Below are 19,319 nucleotides of genomic sequence, written 5' to 3' on the forward strand. Positions count from 1 at the left end.
ACCGATCAAGACAGGCCGTTGCGTTTGACAAACGCTCCCAACGCCACCAGCGAGCTCACTCCGAGTTTCAGCATCAAACGGCTCTTGTAGGTGCTGACGGTTTTGTGACTGAGGTTCATCGTCAGAGCGATGTGCTTGTTGGACTCACCTCTGGCCAGCTTCAGCATGATTTCCATTTCGCGGGTGGACAGAAGTGCGATCAGCTCTCGCTCATCGCGGTGCGCTTCGGATTGCACGGCATTGACAGGCATTTCAGGAAAGTAGCTATAGCCCGCATGGACTGCCTTGATAGCATTCTGCAAATGCTCCATCGAGGCGGACTTGGCGACAAAAGCCATCGCCCCCGCACGTCGACAGCGCACCATATAGTGTTCAGGTTCGGCCGAGGTGAAAATCACCACCTTGCAGACCAGCCCGATGGCCCTGATGCGCTCCAATACCTCCAGGCCGCCGAAGCCGTCGAGTTTCAGGTCGAGCACGACCAGATCCGGCGTGTGCTCACGGAGCATTGGCACCACATCGACGCCTTTGGAAGTTACATAAATCGGTTTGTAGCCCGCAGACTCCAGAACCAGACGCAGGGCTCCAACCACCACCGGATGATCATCAACGATCAATGCTGAACCCATGACCACTCCCGGGGCGAATACCTGACATGACGCCACCGATCCAGCATGAACGGGACTATTGGTAGCTGCGCTACAACTGTTGCACGGTGTGCGCGCTGAATCACCTGTCAGATCTGACAGTTGTGCGCCAGACCGATCTGTGATCGAACACGCGATGGGCGCCCGAACGAAGCCTCGACCGAGGTCATCAACTGTTCGATTTCGTCGAATGAAGGCAGCGCTGCAGGGCAGGTGATGATCTTTGCCTCGAAATGCCCGGGAACCCCTGTGGAATCCGCCGGCGCACCATAGACCAGGGCCCGTCGGATTTGTGGGTGATCGAACAGAAAACCGGGCAGATCCGCGATCCCGCTCGCCACTTCGGCATTGACCACCAGGACATCGAACGGCTGACAGCCGTAATCGACCAGGGTCAACAGTTCGGCAAGACTTTGCACCGGCGCGATGCGGTGGTAATTCAGGCCATTGAACAGGCGCTCGATCCTCATCCGGTGAAAATGCTGCAAGTCGGCGATCAGGATGCGCAGGGTTTTGTCGGTCAATGTGGAAGTCCGGGTAGTCGCTTCAAGTGGCGGCAAGACTACCCAAGCATCGGGATACACTCTGTAGGACTTTTCCGAAAAACACGGTCACTCATCGGGATTGAAAAAGTTACTCCGTGGTGCTCGGACTCCAGAACGCCTGCACCACCAGCGTCGACGTCGAGATTCGCGCCACCAGCGCATCCAGTTCATCACCGTCCACCGAGGTGGTGGCCAGCGTCGCTTCGATCTCGATTTCATCGGCACCGAAGGCATGTACATCGACATCGCTGGCCGGGTAATTACTGCGTTCCAGCTCGGCCTCGAGCAAGGCGAAAACGGCTTTCTGCTGCGAACGCCGAGCGATCACATAAACAATGTTGGTGACTTCCGCCGAAACCACGTCCAGCGGCTGACGGTTGATGTTGTTGACGATCGGCCGCAACAAGGTATTGGCGGCCAGCACGAACAAGGTGCCCAGCACCGCTTCGGCCAGCAGGTCGGCACCGGCGCAGGCGCCGACCGCCGCCGAGGTCCAGAGCGTGGCGGCGGTGTTGAGCCCACGTACGTTGCCTTCTTCGCGCATGATCACCCCGGCACCGAGAAAGCCGATGCCGGAAACCACATACGCGACCACCCGCACCGCGCCCTCGGCACCGGCGAGACGGTTGGCCATGTCGACGAAAATCGCCGCCCCCACCGCCACCAGCACGTTGGTGCGCAAACCCGCCGTGCGCTGACGGTACTGGCGTTCGAAGCCGATCAGGCCGCCGAGGATGAACGCCGCGCTGAGGCTGACCAAAGTGTCGAGCAATGAGGTGAGGTTGAGATTGTTGATCGCTTGCATGTCGAACTCCTTGAAACCGCCCCCCTTGCTCCCACAAGGGGGGAATCTTGCCTGTTACTGCCAGCCGAACCGACGGATGTAGAAACCTTTCACGGCTTGAGTCAGCGCCATGTACGCCAGCAGGATCACCGGCAGGAACACGAAGTACATCGACGGCAGCGCCTGCAATTTGAAGTAGTGCGCCAGCGGCCCCATCGGCAGGAAGATGCCCACGGCCATGATGATTGCGGTCATCACCAGCAACGGCATGGCCGCGCGGCTTTGCAGGAACGGAATCTTCGGCGTGCGGATCATGTGCACGATCAGCGTCTGGGTCAGCAGCCCCACCACGAACCAGCCGGACTGGAACAGGGTCTGGTGATCCGGAGTGTTGGCATCGAACACGTACCACATCAAGGCGAACGTTGTGATGTCGAAGATCGAACTGATCGGACCGAAGAACAGCATGAAGCGCCCGACATCCCCCGGCTGCCAGCGTTGTGGCTGTTTCAGCATTTCTTCGTCGACGTTGTCGAACGGGATCGCGATCTGCGAAATGTCATAGAGCAGGTTCTGCACCAGCAGGTGCATCGGCAGCATCGGCAGGAACGGAATGAACGCACTGGCCACCAGCACCGAGAACACGTTGCCGAAGTTCGAACTGGCGGTCATCTTGATGTACTTGAGCATGTTGGCGAAGGTCCGACGCCCTTCCAGCACGCCCTCCTCCAGCACCATCAGGCTCTTTTCCAGCAGGATGATGTCGGCCGCTTCCTTGGCGATGTCCACCGCGCTGTCCACCGAAATCCCGATGTCTGCGGTGCGTAGCGCCGGGGCGTCGTTGATACCGTCGCCCATGAACCCGACCACGTGACCGTTGCCCTTGAGGATGCGCACGATGCGTTCCTTGTGCGACGGCGTCAGCTTGGCAAACACGTTGGTGGTTTCCACCGCCACGGCCAGTTCAGCGTCGCTCATGCGCTCGATGTCGTTGCCCATCAACAGGCCTTGCTGGGCCAGGCCCACTTCGCGGCAGATCTTGGCGGTCACCAGCTCGTTGTCGCCGGTCAGCACTTTCACGGCCACGCCGTGTTCGGCCAGGGCCTTGAGTGCCGGGGCGGTGCTTTCCTTCGGCGGATCGAGAAACGCCACGTAACCGATCAGCGTCAGTTCCTGCTCGTCGCTCAGGCTGTAAGTGTCGCGCCCCTGCGGCATCGACCGTGCCGCCACCGCGACCACACGCAAGCCTTCAGCGTTGAATGCTGCGGTGACCTGACGGATTTTCGCCAGCAATTCATCGCTCAAGACTTCGTCGGCTTCACCGTGACGAACCCGGCTGCACACCGCCAATACTTCTTCCACCGCGCCCTTGCAGATCAGCTGATGCGGCTGGCCGCGCCCTTCCACCACCACCGACATCCGCCGGCGATTGAAATCGAACGGGATCTCGTCGACCTTGCGAAACGCCGTGCCGACCTTCAGCTCGCGGTGGATTTCCACGTGTTCCAGCACCGCCACGTCGAGCAGGTTTTTCAGGCCGGTCTGGTAGTAGCTGTTGAGGTAAGCCATTTCCAGCACGTCATCGGAGTCTTCGCCCCAGACGTCGACATTGCGCGCCAGGAAGATCCTGTCCTGGGTCAGGGTACCGGTCTTGTCGGTGCACAGCACGTCCATGGCGCCGAAGTTCTGGATCGCATCCAGGCGTTTGACGATGACTTTCTTGCGCGACAGGAACACCGCGCCCTTGGCCAGCGTCGAGGTGACGATCATCGGCAGCATTTCCGGGGTCAGGCCCACGGCAATCGACAGCGCGAACAGCAGCGCTTCGGTCCAGTCGCCCTTGGTGAAACCGTTGATGAACAACACCAGCGGCGCCATGACGAACATGAAGCGGATCAGCAGCCAGCTGACTTTGTTCACCCCTTGCTGGAACGAAGTCACCGCGCGATCAGTCGCCCCGACCCGCTGCGCCAGTGCACCGAAATAGGTGCTGTTGCCGGTAGTGAGAATCACCGCCACCGCCGTGCCGGACACCACGTTGGTGCCCATGAACAGGATGTTGTCGAGCTCCAGCGGATTGCGCGTGTCGCGATCGGCCTGACGCGGGAATTTTTCCACCGGCATCGATTCACCGGTCATTGCCGCCTGGCTGACGAACAGATCCTTGGCGCTGAGCACCCGGCAATCGGCAGGAATCATGTCGCCGGCCGAGAGCACGATCAGATCGCCGGGCACCAGTTGCTTGATCGGCAATTCAGCACGCGGCGCATCCCGGCGCAGCACGGTGGCGGTGTTGCTGACCATCGCCTTGAGCGCGTCGGCGGCCTGGTTGGATTTGCTTTCCTGCCAGAAGCGCAGCAGCGTCGAGAGCACCACCATCGAGAAAATCACGATCGCGGCCTTGAGGTCTTCGGTCAGCCACGAGATCACCGCCAACAGGGTCAGCAGCAGGTTGAACGGGTTTTTGTAGCAGTGCCACAGGTGGGTCCACCACGGCAGCGGTTGCTCGTGTTCGACTTCGTTGAGGCCGTGCTGCGCACGCAGCACATCGACTTCGAAATCGGTGAGGCCATCGGTGTGGGTGCCGAGGTTCGACAACAGCACGCCGCTGTCGCAATGGGCGGCGTCCACCAGTGTATTGGCCAGGGTGGGCGGCACTTCACGGCTGACCGTGGTGTCGCTGAGGGTTTCCAGCAAGGCCAGGCGACGGAAGTGCCGGGCGATGTGGCGGGTCCGCAGGAAGCCTGCGAAAAATTCCTTGAGCGTAAGTTTCATGGCTGTTGCCCCTATGGTCAGCCGGGAAACCTTCGAGCAGGTACGTCCTCGTCCTGGGCACCGGAAAACCGGCACGGCAAGGCGTGGCGCGCCGGTCAGAAAAGACAGGCGTGTCGATAGGGCTGCAATGACGACGATGAAGTCGACTTCACAGGCTTTTCAGTGTCGATGAGAAGGACGTCGGGACATGACCGGGACCGGTCATGATCGGGATGCCGCTGCTCGCTGTTCGGCGAGACAACGGCACAAAGAAATGCGCGTTATCTTGCCGAGAATCCGCCGGTTACAAGGACCGGCCGACAACTGTCACTCGAACAAGTACCCACTGTGGGTCTCCGCTATTGATGAAAACGCGCGAAGCTTACGCCCCGATTTCAGGAGAGTAAACCCGCAAAAGGAAGTGTGTCGGGGAATGTGGCGGGTGTTCAGGAAGGGTTCAGGATTGCCCCCGAGATCGCTTCCTCCGAGATCGTTCCCACGCTCTGCGTGGGAACGATCAGTGTGGAGGCTGAAAGGATACTTAGCTGGCAGTCGCCAGCAACAGATCCATCACCGAACGGCTGTGCCCGCGGTTTTTGCCATGCTCATACAGCGAGCCGGCAATCTCGTCCGCGCGGATCGGCAGGATCGACAGCAGCGTATCGCTCAGACCATGACTGGCCTGGCAGAAGCCCTGCATGTACAGACCGGCCTTGCAGCGCTCGTCGGTGATCAACCGGTAATTGCGATCGACCTCGAAGTCGCCCAGGTATTCTTCCAGCGGCGCCAGCAGTTTGCGGTGCATCTGACGCTCGTAACCGGTGGCCAGCACGACTGCATCGTAGGCACGCACGGTGACTTCGCCGGTGGCATTGTTGCGCACGGTCAGTTCAATGCCGTGTTCGGTGGCAGTGGCTTTCTCGACCGTAGTCAGAGTGCGGAACGCATGACGTGCGACGCCGGAGACTTTCTGACGATAGAAGATGCCGTAGATGCGCTCGATCAGGTCGATGTCGACCACCGAGTAGTTGGTGTTGTGGTACTCGTTGACCAGACGCTCACGCTCGCTGCTCTTCTGCTGGAAGATCAGGTCGGTGAATTCCGGCGAGAACACTTCGTTGACGAACGGGCTGTCGTCCGCCGGTTTCAGGGCCGAGCCGCGCAGGATCATGTCGACCTGCACCGACGGGAACGAATCGTTCAGGTCGATGAAGGCTTCCGCCGCGCTCTGGCCGCCACCGATGATCGCAATGCTCATTGGCTGGTTGTTGATGCACGGCTGCTTGGCCATCTCGGCCAGGTATTGCGAGTGATGGAACACCCGACCGTCGCCCTTCAACGCCTTGAACGCTTCGGGAATGCGTGGCGTGCCGCCGGCGCTGACCACCACCGAACGCGCAGTACGCACAAACTGCTGGCCTTCGGTATCACGGGAAATCACCCGCAGGGCTTCGACCTGATGGTTGTGCAGCACCGGCTCGATGGTCAGCACTTCTTCACCGTAGCGGCTCTGTTCGGTGAACTGCCCGGCCACCCAGCGCAGGTAGTCGTTGTACTCCATGCGGCACGGATAGAAGGTGCCGAGGTTGATGAAGTCCACCAGACGGCCGTGGTGCTTGAGGTAGTTGACGAACGAGTACGGGCTGGTCGGATTGCGCAGGGTGACCAGATCCTTGAGGAAGGAAATCTGCAGCTCGCTCTGGGTCGACAGGGTGTTGCCGTGCCAGCTGTAGTGGGGTTGTTTGTCGAGGAACAGCACATCCAGCTCGCCCTGGGTCGGGCCGCGCTCTTGCAGAGCGATGGCCAGCGCCAGGTTCGAAGGGCCGAAACCGACGCCGATCAGGTCGTGAACGATGGGCGATGCAATTGCCTGTGTCATTTCCAGTGTCCTCTGGAGGAACCCCGAACCAGCGGGGACGAAAAGCCTGAGTGACCTGACCGGCCTTGAGCAGGACAGCAGATCGTCTGTTGAGTAGGAACGAGGACAGTGAAAAAAAATTTAACGCCGGTGGCTCAATGGACATCCCATTGCTTGATGCGCAGGCGGCAATGTTTCATGGCGTTGACGATGTGCTTTTCCACCAGAGCCTTGGAAATCCCGAGGTGCTGCGCGATTTCGGGATGCGACAGACCTTCGATCTTGCGCAACAGAAAACTTTCGCGGCACAGCGGCGAAAGTTCTGCCAGGGCACGCTGGAGCATCTCCAGTCGCTGACCGTGATCGAACGTGTTGTGGGGGGACGGCGTGAAATAGCGCTCTTCGCTGTCGAGTACTTCCAGCGATTCGACCTGACGCAGGGCATTGCGCCGATGGTCGTCGATTACCAGATTGAGCGCGGTGCGGTAGAGGAAAGCCCGGGGTTGCTCGATCGGCGTGTCGCTGGAACGCTCCAGAACCCGTACATAAGCGTCATGCACCACATCTTCGGCGACCTGGCGGTTGCCGAGCTTGGCGTTCAGGAAACACACCAATTCGCGATAGTAGTTTTCCAACATGACTCCCGGCCGCAAGGGGTGCGGTTTCTGTCCTTGAGCCCGATCCTGACTGCACTGGAGGCAGTAGCATGATAGTGGCAACTTGAAGGGCGTAATTTATAGTAATTCTCATATAGATTTAAAGTAGTGATTCTCTTCACCAGACAAATAGTCCTGCCGGGCAACCTGTAACTTCGTGTGTGAGCACTTAAATTCCCTTGCGCATTCATCGTTTACAGGACAGCTCCCCGTGTCTGTCGTGCCTTGCGACAGCGTTCAGCGACCGACCGAACCTGTTCACCTGCTGAACGACGGGCCGAATTCCACTGGCCGGAACCCTGCATGAAACGTCCCCGCCCCGCCCGACGCGCCCTGTTCGTTGCCCTCTGCCTGATCCCTGTCATCGCCGTTGCCGCGTGGCAGGTATTGCCGCCGGGCCGTGAGACCCTCGCCACTGTTCAAGTGACACGCGGCGATATCGAAAACAGCGTGACCGCACTCGGCACCCTGCAACCAAGGCGTTATGTGGATGTGGGCGCCCAGGCGTCAGGGCAGATCCAGAAAATTCATGTCGAGGCCGGCGATGCGGTCAAGGAAGGCCAGTTGCTGGTGGAAATCGACCCGTCCACGCAAAAGGCCAAGCTCGACGCAGGCCGGTTCTCCATCGAGAACCTCAAGGCGCAGTTGCAGGAGCAACGAGCCCAGCATGAGCTGGCGCAGCAAAAGTACCAGCGCCAGCAAAAACTCGCCGCTGGCGGCGCCACCCGCGAGGAAGACGTCCAGACCGCACGGGCCGAAGTACGCGCCACGCAGGCCCGCATCGACATGTTCCAGGCGCAGATCCGCCAGGCGCAGGCCAGTTTGCGCAGCGACGAAGCCGAGCTCGGTTACACACGCATCTATGCGCCGATGTCCGGCACGGTGGTGGCGGTAGGCGCCCGGGAAGGCCAGACACTCAACGCGCAACAGCAGACCCCGCTGATTCTGCGGATCGCGCGGCTCTCCCCGATGACCGTGTGGGCCGAGGTCTCCGAAGCCGACATCGGTCACGTCAAACCGGGCATGACCGCATACTTCACCACCCTCAGCGGTGGCAGCCGGCGCTGGAGCAGCACCGTACGGCAGATCCTGCCGGTGCCGCCGCGTCCGCTGGAACAGAGCCAGGGCGCCAGCCCCACCAGCGGTCGCAGTGGCAGCGAACGGGTGGTGCTTTACACGGTATTGCTGGATGTCGATAACGCCGATAACACCCTGATGACCGACATGACCGCCCAGGTGTTCTTCGTTTCGCAACAGGCACAAAACACCCTGACCGTGCCCACCGCCGCCCTGCAACGCAGCGCTCGCGCGGACTGGCAACTGGCGCAGGTGGTCGCCGCCAATGGCGACATTCAGTCCCGGGAAGTGCGCACCGGCATCCGCGACCGCTTGCGCACGCAGATTCTTGAAGGGCTTGTCGAAGGCGATCATGTCCTGAGCAGCCCGGCCACCGGCAACGGAGGCTGAATGCAAACGCCCCTGATTGACCTGCGGCAGATCCGCAAAGCCTATGGCGGTAGCGACAGTCCGCGGGTGGAAGTGCTGCGCGGCATTGATCTGTCGATTCATGCCGGCGAATTCGTGGCGATCGTCGGCGCCTCCGGTTCCGGCAAGTCGACACTGATGAACATCCTCGGCTGCCTCGACCGACCGACCAGCGGCGAGTACCGGTTTGCCGGTGAAGAGGTCGCGCGGCTGGACACCGACGCTCTGGCCTGGTTGCGACGCGAGGCGTTCGGCTTCGTGTTCCAGGGCTATCACCTGATTCCGTCCGGCTCGGCCCAGGAAAACGTCGAAATGCCGGCCATCTACGCAGGCACACCGGCCGCCGAACGCCAAGCCCGGGCCCACGCGTTGCTGACTCGCCTGGGCCTTGCCGGCCGCACTGCCAATCGCCCGCACCAACTCTCCGGCGGGCAGCAGCAGCGGGTGTCGATTGCCCGTGCGCTGATGAATGGCGGTCATATCATTCTCGCCGACGAACCCACCGGTGCGCTCGACAGCCACAGCGGTGCCGAGGTCATGACCCTGCTCGATGAACTGGCAGATCAGGGCCATGTGGTGATTCTCATCACCCACGACCGCGAGGTCGCGCAACGTGCCAAGCGCATCATCGAAATCCGCGACGGCCTGATCATCAGCGACACCGCCGATCCGTCATCGCCCCCCTTGCCCGCCGTCGGTTCCGGCGCATTGCAGGCCGTGGATCTGCGCGAGCGTCTGAACACCGGCAGCACCCAGACCGGCGCCTGGAAAGGCGAATTGGTGGACGCCGTGCAAGCGGCGTGGCGAGTGATGTGGGTCAACCGCTTCCGCACCGCGCTGACCCTGCTGGGCATCGTCATCGGCGTCGCGTCTGTGGTGGTGATGCTGGCGGTGGGCGAAGGCAGCAAGCGCCAGGTGATGGCGCAAATGGGCGCCTTCGGCTCCAACATCATTTATCTCAGCGGCGCTGCCCCCAACCCGCGCACGCCACCGGGCATCATCACCCTCGATGACGTCGCCGAACTGGCCGTCCTGCCCCAGGTGGAACGCATCATGCCGGTCAACGGCTCGACCGCCGGCGTGCGCTTCGGCAATGCCGACCACACCAGCTATGTGGGCGGCAATGACACCAATTTCCCGACCATTTTCAATTGGCCGGTGGTTCAGGGCAGCTACTTCACGCAAGCCGACGAAGACAGCGCCGCTGCCGTGGCGGTGATCGGCACCAAGGTTCGCGACAAACTGCTCAAGGATGTCGCCGATCCTGTCGGTCAATACATCCTGATCGAAAACGTACCGTTCCAGGTGCTCGGAGTCCTCGCTGAGAAAGGCTCCAGCTCCGGCGACTCGGACAGTGACAACCGGATCGCCGTGCCCTACTCCGCCGCCAGCATGCGCCTGTTCGGCAGCCGCAACCCCGAATATGTGGTCATCGCCGCGCGGGACGCCCGCAAGGTCAAGGAGGCGGAGCAGGCCATCGAGCAATCGATGCTGCGCCGGCACAACGGCAAAAAGGATTTCGAGCTGACCAACAACGCCGCCATGATTCAGGCCGAGGCACGAACCCAGGGCACGCTGTCGCTGATGCTCGGCGCGATCGCCGCCATTTCCTTGCTGGTGGGCGGGATCGGCGTGATGAACATCATGCTCATGACCGTGCGCGAGCGCACCCGGGAAATCGGCATCCGCATGGCCACCGGCGCCCGTCAGCGCGACATCCTGCGCCAGTTTCTGACCGAGGCAGTGATGCTCTCGGTGGTCGGCGGCGTTGCCGGGATCAGCCTGGCGATGCTGGTCGGCGGTGCGCTGCAACTCAGCGGCGTCGCCATGGCGTTCCAGTGGATTGCGGTGTTCGGCGCCTTCGGTTGCGCGCTGGCCACCGGCGTCATCTTCGGCTTCATGCCTGCCCGCAAGGCCGCCCGGCTCGATCCGGTCAAGGCCCTCACCAGTGAATGATCGACCTATGAAAGCCCACCTGACACTTCTCGCCGCCAGCGTTTTGCTGGCGGCGTGCGACAGCCGCGCGCCACGCCCCGACAGCGGCCTGCAACCACCGCCCGCCTGGCAATCGCCCGAACATCCCGGCGCCAGCCAAAGCGATCGACAATGGTGGACGCATTTCGGCAGCACGGAACTCGATCATCTGATCGAACAGGCCCGGCTGGGCAGCCATGACCTGGCCGCCGCAGTCGCCCGGGTGAGGCAGGCGCAGGCCAGCGCGACCATCGCCGGCGCGCCGCTGCTGCCCGAAGTCAAGGCCGGGCTGAATGCCAATCGCCAGAAACTCTTGCACGGCAAAGGCTACAGCCAGCTCGACGTGAACCCCGACAACCGCTCGCTGGATTACTACGACGCCGAGTTGAGCGCCAGTTACGAAATCGATTTCTGGGGCGGCAAACGCGCCGCCCGGGACAGCGCGGTGTTCGGCGTGCAGGCCAGCGAATTCGACCGTTCAACAGTGGAACTGACCCTGCAAAGTGCCGTCGCCAACAGCTACACCCAGGCCCTGGCGCTGCGCGAACAGGCGCGGATCGCCGAACTCAATCTGACCAATGCGCAAAGCGTTCTGCATCTGGTGCAGACCCGCCACGACGCCGGCAGCGCCACCGCGCTGGAACTGGCCCAGCAGAAAAGCCTGGTCGCCGAACAACAACGCAAACTGCCGCTGGTACAACAACAGGCCCGCGAGGCACTGATCACCCTGGCCGCCCTGCTCGGCCATCCGGTGCAGGAGTTGCCGACACCCCGACAGGCGTTCGCCCAACTGCAATGGCCGGACATCGCCAGTGGTGTGCCCAGCGATCTGCTGCAACGGCGCCCGGACATCGCCAGCGCCGAAGCCAGACTGGCCGCCGCCCAGGCCGATGTGACCGTCGCCCGCGCCGCCATGCTGCCCAAGGTCACGCTGACCGCCAGCCTCGGCACCGGCGCGGACCTCGCATCGGATCTGCTGCGCACGACCTTCTACAACCTGTCCTCAGGTCTGGTGGCACCGATCTTCAACAATGGCCGCCTGCGTGCCGAACGCGACAAGGCCACGGCGCGCCAGGAAGAATTGCTGGAGACCTATCGCGGCGCAATCATCAATGGCTTTGCGGACGTGGAAAAAGCCCTGACGAGCATCCGCGGCCTCGATGAACAGCGTCAATGGCAAGGCGAGGAACTGCGCCAGGCACAGACCGCGTTCGATATCGCCCAGAGCCGCTATCAGGCCGGAGCCGAGGATCTGCTGACGGTGTTGCAGACTCAACGCACGCTGTATGCCGCCCAGGACATGAACGTGCAACTGCGGCTGTCACGCCTGCAGGCCAGCATTGCGCTGTACAAGGCGCTGGGCGGGGGTTGGCAAGTCATCTGAACAGCGCCTTGTTCAAGGCAAAAAAAATCGCAGCCCGACGCTGCGATTTTTTTTGCCTTCAGAGTTGTCGCCCCTTGACCTTCAGATGCCTGGCGTACCACGGCCGCTGCGGCACTTTGCGGAACAGGTCGGCCATGTTGTCTTCATCGCCGAACGTGATGCGCAATGCCAGCTTCATGGTTTCCGGGTCCATCTCCACCGAACGCCCCACCTGAAGGCCCGGAACGGTGCTGCAACCATGGGTGTCCGGGCCGAGCCACGGATCATCGACCTCGACCCAGCGCCCCGGTGCAAACCATTGGACGCCATTGACTTGCAGACGGCTCACTTCACCAGGATGAAAGCGTTCGTGAGCGCGATACCAGTCTTCGATGCGGTCGTCGATCCAGCCATGGAATCGCCAGAACACCGGGTTCACATGGGAGGAAAACGGGTCGCCGAGAAAATCGTTTTCCGGGGCATACCAGCGCGCAGCGAAGTCAGCCTGATCCCGAGCCATCGGCACTGGAATATCGTTGGACGGATCACGGGCGACCGACGCCCAGCGCATGTGCAGCCAGTCGTGCAGGCCCAGCTCGACTTCCGAGCCGAACTGGCCGAGCGTCAGCTTCGAGAGATAGCGCGGATCGGTGTACTGCGATTCCCAGACCTGGAAGTTGCTGTGGTAGGTCTCGGCCGACTTGATGTCGCTGACCCACTTTGTGTATTCGTCATCGCCTTCGGTCAGCCAGGTGGGTGGCAAGGCGTCGCCGTCATGGTTGTCGAAGTAGCGGGCAAAACCCTGACGATCGCGCTCGAGCTCCGGTTGCGGCGCGGGGAATTTCAACCAGGACGGCAAGTCCTGCATCGAACGTGCAGTGCCCAGCATGTGCCGGTGCATGAAGAAGAAGTCGATGCCCGAGCCGTTGCGATCCTTGCGCGGACCGCGCGCATCGCGCTCCTTGTAACGCGGGCCGGGTTGCCAGCCGATGCCGCGCAACGCATCGCGTTTTTTCTCGGACAGTTTGTGCCACTTGTCCCGCGAGGCATGCCAGAGCTGGTGAAACAGGCGATGCTCGGGCGACACCAGCCACGCCAGCAACGTCGGGTTCAGACCGGTTCGCTCACGAGCCTCGGGGAAACGGCGTTTGACGGCGATGAAACGGTTATCGAGCTCCGGCAGACCCAACGGCCGATCCAGGCGCAGCACCTGCCCGGTGAACGTGCCGCTGCCGGCATTGCCGAAGGCCGCCCAGACTTCGTCCAGTTTGACATCGAGCTCGTAGACCGCCGGCGTCTGTGGCTGGTCCGTGCGCATCAGACGCCAGTACAGCTGCGCGCCATTACCCGAGACCAGATCGCCAATGACGTCATAGCGGGGCAACCCGTCGCTCCGCAACCGCGCGCCGGTGTCGAGACAGCCGCGCAAGCCGCGCCCGCGCTGGGCAATATCGAGAAACAATTCCAGGCCCTCACGGGGCAGGCCGTCGAGCCCGGCATCGGCGCCCGTGAAGCGGATGTCCCAAACACCGCGCAGGTTGTCGGCCAACTGCTGGCCGGCAGTGTCTGCCAGATCCACCGTGGCCTCGCCCGGCGTGACCGGCTCCTCCTCGCGGGTCAGCTCACGATGTGCATAAAAAGCGGCAGGCAGCGCAGCGCCCGTGAGTGCCATGCCCGCCATGAACCAGCGTCGAGAGATCGTCATTGCCCTACCTGTGTCAGCCATGAAGCAGGCTTTATCCAAGCTAGAACGTTTGCTGGTGCGACAAATTTATCGCCTGCCCGAAAAGATCCTCCGAAGGTCCGGACCGCGTTCGCGCGTTCTTTTGCCGCCTCGCTAAATTGTTTGCCTCCCCAGTCGTTCCTCCCAGATAGCAAAGGCCCCTGCGCCTGTACCTCGACGGCGAACCTGAATGAGATGGCAATGACAAAACCGCGTTCGAAAAAGGCTCTATACATCGGCCTGCCGCTGGCCTTGGCGATCAGCGCCGGTGCAGGCTTCCTGGCCTGGGATTACTGGTTCAGGGACAACCCCGGCTACCCGGTCAAGGTGATGAAACAGGCCACCGAACTGCAGGAACGGATCCTGTCGTTCGACAGCCATATCACCGTGCCCTTGAGTTTCGGCACCCATGGCAATGAAGCCGACAAGGACGGCTCCGGGCAGTTCGACCTGATCAAGGCCAACCGCGGACGGCTGTCCGGCGCCGCATTGACGGTCTTCGGCTGGCCGGAGATGTGGAACGGCCCGAACGCCCCGCACCGGCCTACCGACGGTTTCGTCGAAGAGGCCCGCAATCAACAGGAAGTGCGCTACAAGATCATCTCGGGCCTGGTGCGCGACTTCCCCAATCAGGTCGGCATCGCCTACACCCCCGACGATTTCCGCCGCCTGCACGGCGAAGGCAAGTTTGCGATTTTCATCAGCATGCTCAACGCCTACCCGCTGGGCAACGACCTGAGCAAACTGGACCTGTGGGCCGGTCGTGGCATGCGCATGTTCGGCTTCAGCTACATCGGCAACAACAGCTGGGCAGACTCCTCGCGCCCGCTGCCGTTTTTCAATGATTCCCCGGATGCGCTCGACGGCCTGTCGGATATCGGCAAACAGGCCGTGCACCGCCTGAACGACCTGGGCGTGATCATCGACGTCTCGCAGATGTCGACCAAGGGCCTGGAGCAGGTCGCGCAACTGAGCCGTACACCGCTGGTGGCTTCGCACTCGGCGCCGAGGGCGGCGGTGGACATTCCGCGCAACCTCAGCGACAAGGAGCTGCAACTGATCAAGAACAGCGGCGGCGTGGTGCAGGTGGTCGGTTTCTCGCAGTACCTCAAACCGCTGACCCAAGGCACCCAGGACAAACTCAATGCCTTGCGCGCCCGTTTCGATCTGCCGCCTCTGCCGAACCTGGCCATGGCGTTGATGCCGGGCGACCCGATCATCACCGCCTGGTCGGAACAGAAACTCGGCCAGTACGCCAGCGGCCTGTACGGGATTCTCGAAGAAGAACCGAAAGCCACCCTGAAGGACTTCGGCGACGCCATCGACTACACCGTACGCAAGATCGGCATCGATCACGTCGGCATCTCTTCGGACTTCAATGACGGCGGCGGAATCAAGGGTTGGGAGAACGTCGGCGAAATCCGCAACGTCACCGCCGAACTGATCCAGCGCGGTTACTCCGAAGCCGACATCGCCAAGCTGTGGGGCGGCAACTTCCTGCGGGTCTGGGATCAGGTGCAGAAAGCCGCCAAACCCGCACTGCTCTCCCGTCAGGACGCGACCCGACCATGACTGACCGCCGTACTTTTCTGAAACAGGCCGGCGTACTGGCCGCCGCTCTGCCTCTGGGTGTGAGCCTGGCTGAGCCGGCCCGCGCCGCCGCTTCGCCGCAGGACAAATGGGTGAAACTGCGCGGGCTGTTCGAACAGGACCCGGACGCGATCCACTTCGCCAACTTTCTGGTGACATCGCACCCAAGGCCGGTGCGCGAAGCCATTGCCCGCCATCGTGCGGACATCGACCGCAATCCGGGCCTGGCGATGGACTGGGATCTGGGCGTCACCGAACAGCGCGAAGAAAACGTGCGGGTCTGGGCCGGCCACTACTTGCAGGCCAGGCCGAGCCAGATCGCCCTCACCGGCAGCACCACCGAAGGTCTGGCGATGATCTACGGCAGTGTGCACGTGCGCCCGGACCAGGAAATCCTGACCACGGTTCACGAGCATTACTCCACCCGCAACATCCTCGACTTCCGCACCGCCCGCGACGGCACCCGGGTGCGCAAGCTCACGCTGTTCGAGAACCCGCACAACGTTTCGATGGATCAGGTGCTCGACACCATCAACCGCAACATCCGCCCCGAAACCCGCGTCCTCGGCATGACCTGGGTGCATTCGGGCAGCGGCGTGAAACTGCCGATCGCCGACATTGCCCGCCTCGTCGACGAACACAACCGAAACCGCGACGACAAGGACCGGATCATTTACATGGTCGACGGCGTGCACGGCTTCGGTGTCGAAGACCTGAGCTTCCCGCAGATGAACTGCGACTTCTTCATCGCCGGCACGCACAAATGGATGTTCGGCCCGCGCGGCACCGGCATCGTCTGCAGTCGCAGCGACGAGGTGAAATACGTCAGCCCCAGCGTGCCGACCTTCTCCGAAGCCACGACCTTCGCCAAGACCATGACGCCCGGCGGCTATCACGCCTTCGAGCATCGCTGGGCGGTGGACGAAGCGTTCAAGCTGCACCTGCAACTGGGCAAGGCCGACGTGCAAGCCCGCATCCACCAGCTCAACAGCTATTTGAAACAGCGTTTGCAGGAGCAACCGGGCGTCGAGCTGGTGACCCCGGTCGAGCCGAAGTTCTCCGCCGGTTTCAGCTTCTTCCGGGTCAAGGGCCGTGACAGCGATGACATCGCCGCCCGCCTGATGAAAAACCGTGTGGTCTGCGATGCCGTCAGCCGCGACGTCGGCCCGGTGATCCGTACCGCGCCCGGTCTGCTCAACACTGAAGCCGAAGTGGACCGTTTCCTCGATGTGTTGGGCAAGACGCTGCGCGCCTGAGCCCTGCGCCCCGGTTTCCTTTAAACAGAGACGACTCATGAAAAAGCCTCACGCCTCAACCGCCTTCAAGGCATTGTCCGCACTGGCGCTGACCGCCCTGTGCGCGGGCCTGCTGCCGGGCACTGCCCTGGCAGCCACCCCGCCGGCACCCGGTAAAGTGTTCAAGGACTGCAAGGACTGTCCGGAAATGGTGGTGTTGCCGACCGGCAGTTACACCATGGGCACACCGGACGACGAAGTCGGCCGTGAACCCGACGAAGGCCCGCGACACGAAGTGACCTTCACCCGACCGTTCGCCATCAGCCGCTTTCAGGTGCTGGTCGGCGAGTGGGACGCGTATGTCCGCGAGACCGGCGCCAAACCCTACGACTTCGATGATCGCCCGGGTCGCCGCTGCACTGCCGGCAAGCCCGAGTTCAAACAGACCAAACGCGACCCGGCCGTCTGCATGAACGTGGCCGAAGCCCAGGGCTACATCGACTGGCTGTCGAAAAAGTCCGGCCACCGCTATCGCCTGCCGAGCGAGTCGATCCGCGAATACGCGGCCCGTGGCGGCAGCACCGGATCGTTCCCCTTCCCGTTCGACGAAGGCAGCGACTACCAGATTTCCAAACACGCCAACACCTACGGCGCCGCCGACGGTTACAACTTCACGTCACCGGCCGGCACCTTCCCGGCCAACGCCTTTGGCGTGTACGACGCCCACGGCAACGTCTACGAATGGACGGCTGACTGTTATCACAAGGATTACTCCGGCGTACCCAACGACGGCCGTCCGTGGGTGCAGGAAAACTGCGAACGCCAGGTCATGCGCGGCAACGACTGGGGCGAAGCACCGGTGTTTTCCCGTTCCGGCAACCGCAACAGCAGCTGGCCGACCAGCAAGGGCGACTGGCTGGGCTTTCGCGTAGTGCGCGACCTCTGAGCCCGACTGTCAGCGACCGCAGCCCGTCTGCGGTCGTTTAAAGAAACCCCGTGACCATTCGTTTTCCTTACATACCGGCACTCCCTCCGCACCGAAGCAGGAATCCTCCATGACCAAGCCAACGCGTGGGGCGATCAACGAATTGTTCGCCCTGCTCAAGCCCTTCCGCCTGATTGTCTGCGTATCCATCGTGCTCGGCATGATCGGCGGCCTGAGCGTCACCGTGCTGCTGGCGACCATCAACAACGCCTTGCACTCGGCCGACGGACTGACCCGCACCGTGGTCATGATTTTCGCCGGGCTGTGCGCCCTGGCCTTGCTGACCACGATCCTGTCCGACATCGGCACCAACTACGTCGGCCAACACATCATTGCCCGCCTGCGCAAAGAGCTGGGGGAGAAAGTGCTGTCGGCGCCGATCGACCAGATCGAACGCTATCGCAGCCACCGCCTGATTCCGGTGCTGACCCACGACGTGGACACCATCAGCGACTTCGCCTTCGCGTTTGCACCGCTGGCCATTTCCATGACCGTGACCCTGGGTTGCCTCGGCTACCTGGCGATGCTGTCCTGGCCGATGTTCCTGATGATGCTGGTGGCGATCGCCATCGGCACCACCATCCAGGCGATTGCCCGGGCCAAGGGCATGCGCGGTTTTTATGCGGCGCGCGACTCCGAAGACGAACTGCAAAAGCACTACAACGCGATCGCCGAAGGTGCCAAGGAGCTGCGCATCCATCGCCCGCGCCGCCAGCGTATGTTTGTGTCGGGTATCCAGAAGACTGCCGAAAAGATCTGCGACACCCAGATCAAATCGATCAACACCTTCGTGATTGCCAAGTCCTTCGGTTCGATGCTGTTCTTCGTGGTGATCGGCATGGCACTGGCCCTGCAATCGTTCTGGCCGAGCGGTGACAAGGCCGTGATGAGCGGCTTCGTGCTGGTGCTGCTGTACATGAAGGGCCCGCTGGAACATCTGGTCAGCACACTGCCGATCATCAGCCGCGCGCAGATTGCCTTCCGCCGGATTGCCGAACTGAGCGAGCAATTCTCCTCGCCCGAGCCGCACCTGCTGCTGCAAGACCAGGGCAACAAGCCCGGTGTCGTCAACCGTCTGGAATTGAACAATGTGCGTTATGCCTTCCCGCCAGTGGCAGGCAGCGAACCGTTCCGCCTCGGACCGGTCAACCTGCGCATCGAGCAAGGCGACATCGTGTTTATCGTCGGTGAAAACGGCTGCGGCAAAACCACCCTGATCAAACTGCTGCTGGGCCTGTATGCGCCGACCGAAGGCGAAATCCGGGTCAACGGTCAGCCGATCACCGCGTTGAACCGTGACGACTACCGCCAGAACTTCACCACGATCTTTGCCGACTACTACCTGTTCGACGACCTGATTCAGGGAGACCGCGAAGTACCGCAGGACGCTACCCGCTACCTCGAACGCCTGGAGATCGCGCACAAAGTCAGCGTACGCGATGGCGCCTTCACCACCACCGATCTGTCCACCGGCCAGCGCAAGCGTCTGGCACTGGTCAACGCCTGGCTCGAAGAGCGCCCGGTGCTGGTGTTCGACGAGTGGGCCGCCGATCAGGACCCGACATTCCGGCGGATTTTCTACACCGAACTCCTGCCCGACCTGAAACGGCTGGGCAAGACCATCATCGTGATTTCCCACGATGACCGTTACTTCGACGTTGCCGATCAGCTAGTGCGCATGGAGGCCGGAAAGGTCAAAAGCGAACTGCAAACCGCTTGA

14 protein-coding genes are annotated in these 19,319 nt (G+C 62.0%); 7 read left to right on the forward strand and 7 right to left on the reverse strand.

Annotation, left to right across the window (positions count from 1 at the left end; translation table 11 throughout):
- Positions 1–5: 5 nt before the first annotated feature.
- From CAF80_RS21285 to CAF80_RS21310, 6 genes are all read right to left on the reverse strand, one after another.
- Entirely contained in the window at positions 6–629 is a 624-nt protein-coding gene (locus CAF80_RS21285; RefSeq protein ID WP_085667880.1) for a response regulator transcription factor, read from the reverse strand.
- A 107-nt stretch (positions 630–736) separates the two neighbouring features.
- The gene (locus tag CAF80_RS21290; RefSeq protein WP_085667881.1) at positions 737–1,171 is read right to left on the reverse strand and encodes a chemotaxis protein CheY; all 435 of its coding nucleotides are present in this window, start codon (positions 1,169–1,171) and stop codon (positions 737–739) included.
- 109 nt (positions 1,172–1,280) lie between these two features.
- A complete protein-coding gene (locus tag CAF80_RS21295) occupies positions 1,281–1,997 on the reverse strand; it encodes an MgtC/SapB family protein (RefSeq protein ID WP_074687672.1) in 717 nt (238 codons plus the stop codon).
- 54 nt (positions 1,998–2,051) lie between these two features.
- Entirely contained in the window at positions 2,052–4,751 is a 2,700-nt protein-coding gene (mgtA, locus tag CAF80_RS21300) for a magnesium-translocating P-type ATPase (RefSeq protein WP_085667882.1), read from the reverse strand.
- 520 nt (positions 4,752–5,271) lie between these two features.
- Positions 5,272–6,609, reverse strand: coding sequence for a lysine N(6)-hydroxylase/L-ornithine N(5)-oxygenase family protein (locus CAF80_RS21305; protein ID WP_074687670.1), 1,338 nt, complete (start codon positions 6,607–6,609; stop codon positions 5,272–5,274).
- Between the two features lie 134 nt (positions 6,610–6,743).
- Complete coding sequence (locus CAF80_RS21310; RefSeq protein WP_039770110.1) at positions 6,744–7,226, reverse strand: sigma-70 family RNA polymerase sigma factor; 483 nt, start codon at positions 7,224–7,226, stop codon at positions 6,744–6,746.
- A gap of 321 nt (positions 7,227–7,547) precedes the next feature.
- Between CAF80_RS21310 and CAF80_RS21315 the strand changes: the two genes are divergently transcribed.
- From CAF80_RS21315 to CAF80_RS21325, 3 genes are read left to right on the forward strand one after another with little or no spacing between them, the layout of a single operon-like run.
- Positions 7,548–8,711: an efflux RND transporter periplasmic adaptor subunit gene (locus tag CAF80_RS21315; protein ID WP_074687669.1), complete on the forward strand. Its 1,164-nt coding sequence runs from the start codon at positions 7,548–7,550 to the stop codon at positions 8,709–8,711.
- Positions 8,712–10,685: a MacB family efflux pump subunit gene (locus tag CAF80_RS21320; protein ID WP_085667883.1), complete on the forward strand. Its 1,974-nt coding sequence runs from the start codon at positions 8,712–8,714 to the stop codon at positions 10,683–10,685.
- A gap of 7 nt (positions 10,686–10,692) precedes the next feature.
- Positions 10,693–12,087: an efflux transporter outer membrane subunit gene (locus CAF80_RS21325; protein ID WP_085667884.1), complete on the forward strand. Its 1,395-nt coding sequence runs from the start codon at positions 10,693–10,695 to the stop codon at positions 12,085–12,087.
- A gap of 58 nt (positions 12,088–12,145) precedes the next feature.
- Here the strand turns inward: CAF80_RS21325 and CAF80_RS21330 are convergent, their stop codons facing one another.
- Entirely contained in the window at positions 12,146–13,771 is a 1,626-nt protein-coding gene (locus CAF80_RS21330) for a PvdJ/PvdD/PvdP-like protein (RefSeq protein WP_085667885.1), read from the reverse strand.
- 219 nt (positions 13,772–13,990) lie between these two features.
- Between CAF80_RS21330 and pvdM the strand changes: the two genes are divergently transcribed.
- The 4 genes from pvdM to CAF80_RS21350 all read left to right on the forward strand — a co-directional run bounded on the left by pvdM (position 13,991) and on the right by CAF80_RS21350 (position 19,319).
- Positions 13,991–15,361 (forward strand): pyoverdine-tailoring dipeptidase-like protein PvdM, encoded by a 1,371-nt coding sequence (gene pvdM / locus CAF80_RS21335; protein ID WP_039770100.1) that lies wholly within the window; start codon positions 13,991–13,993, stop codon positions 15,359–15,361.
- Positions 15,358–16,635: an aminotransferase class V-fold PLP-dependent enzyme gene (locus CAF80_RS21340; protein ID WP_085667886.1), complete on the forward strand. Its 1,278-nt coding sequence runs from the start codon at positions 15,358–15,360 to the stop codon at positions 16,633–16,635. The genes pvdM and CAF80_RS21340 overlap by 4 nt, the downstream gene beginning before the upstream one ends.
- A gap of 37 nt (positions 16,636–16,672) precedes the next feature.
- Positions 16,673–17,560, forward strand: coding sequence for a formylglycine-generating enzyme family protein (locus tag CAF80_RS21345; protein WP_085667887.1), 888 nt, complete (start codon positions 16,673–16,675; stop codon positions 17,558–17,560).
- 109 nt (positions 17,561–17,669) lie between these two features.
- Complete coding sequence (locus tag CAF80_RS21350; protein WP_085667888.1) at positions 17,670–19,319, forward strand: cyclic peptide export ABC transporter; 1,650 nt, start codon at positions 17,670–17,672, stop codon at positions 19,317–19,319.

This window comes from Pseudomonas sp. B34(2017), from assembly GCF_002112915.1.
Taxonomy (GTDB): domain Bacteria; phylum Pseudomonadota; class Gammaproteobacteria; order Pseudomonadales; family Pseudomonadaceae; genus Aquipseudomonas; species Aquipseudomonas pharyngis.

Excerpts from the sequence above, each read along its gene's own strand:
- CAF80_RS21285 (WP_085667880.1), bottom strand. The coding sequence starts at position 629 with ATGGGTTCAGCATTGATCGTTGATGATCATCCGGTGGTGGTTGGAGCC.
- CAF80_RS21295 (WP_074687672.1), bottom strand. The coding sequence starts at position 1,997 with ATGCAAGCGATCAACAATCTCAACCTCACCTCATTGCTCGACACTTTG.
- mgtA (WP_085667882.1), bottom strand. The coding sequence starts at position 4,751 with ATGAAACTTACGCTCAAGGAATTTTTCGCAGGCTTCCTGCGGACCCGC.
- CAF80_RS21305 (WP_074687670.1), bottom strand. The coding sequence starts at position 6,609 with ATGACACAGGCAATTGCATCGCCCATCGTTCACGACCTGATCGGCGTC.
- CAF80_RS21310 (WP_039770110.1), bottom strand. The coding sequence starts at position 7,226 with ATGTTGGAAAACTACTATCGCGAATTGGTGTGTTTCCTGAACGCCAAG.
- CAF80_RS21315 (WP_074687669.1), top strand. The coding sequence starts at position 7,548 with ATGAAACGTCCCCGCCCCGCCCGACGCGCCCTGTTCGTTGCCCTCTGC.
- CAF80_RS21320 (WP_085667883.1), top strand. The coding sequence starts at position 8,712 with ATGCAAACGCCCCTGATTGACCTGCGGCAGATCCGCAAAGCCTATGGC.
- CAF80_RS21325 (WP_085667884.1), top strand. The coding sequence starts at position 10,693 with ATGAAAGCCCACCTGACACTTCTCGCCGCCAGCGTTTTGCTGGCGGCG.
- CAF80_RS21330 (WP_085667885.1), bottom strand. The coding sequence starts at position 13,771 with ATGACGATCTCTCGACGCTGGTTCATGGCGGGCATGGCACTCACGGGC.
- pvdM (WP_039770100.1), top strand. The coding sequence starts at position 13,991 with ATGACAAAACCGCGTTCGAAAAAGGCTCTATACATCGGCCTGCCGCTG.
- CAF80_RS21340 (WP_085667886.1), top strand. The coding sequence starts at position 15,358 with ATGACTGACCGCCGTACTTTTCTGAAACAGGCCGGCGTACTGGCCGCC.
- CAF80_RS21345 (WP_085667887.1), top strand. The coding sequence starts at position 16,673 with ATGAAAAAGCCTCACGCCTCAACCGCCTTCAAGGCATTGTCCGCACTG.
- CAF80_RS21350 (WP_085667888.1), top strand. The coding sequence starts at position 17,670 with ATGACCAAGCCAACGCGTGGGGCGATCAACGAATTGTTCGCCCTGCTC.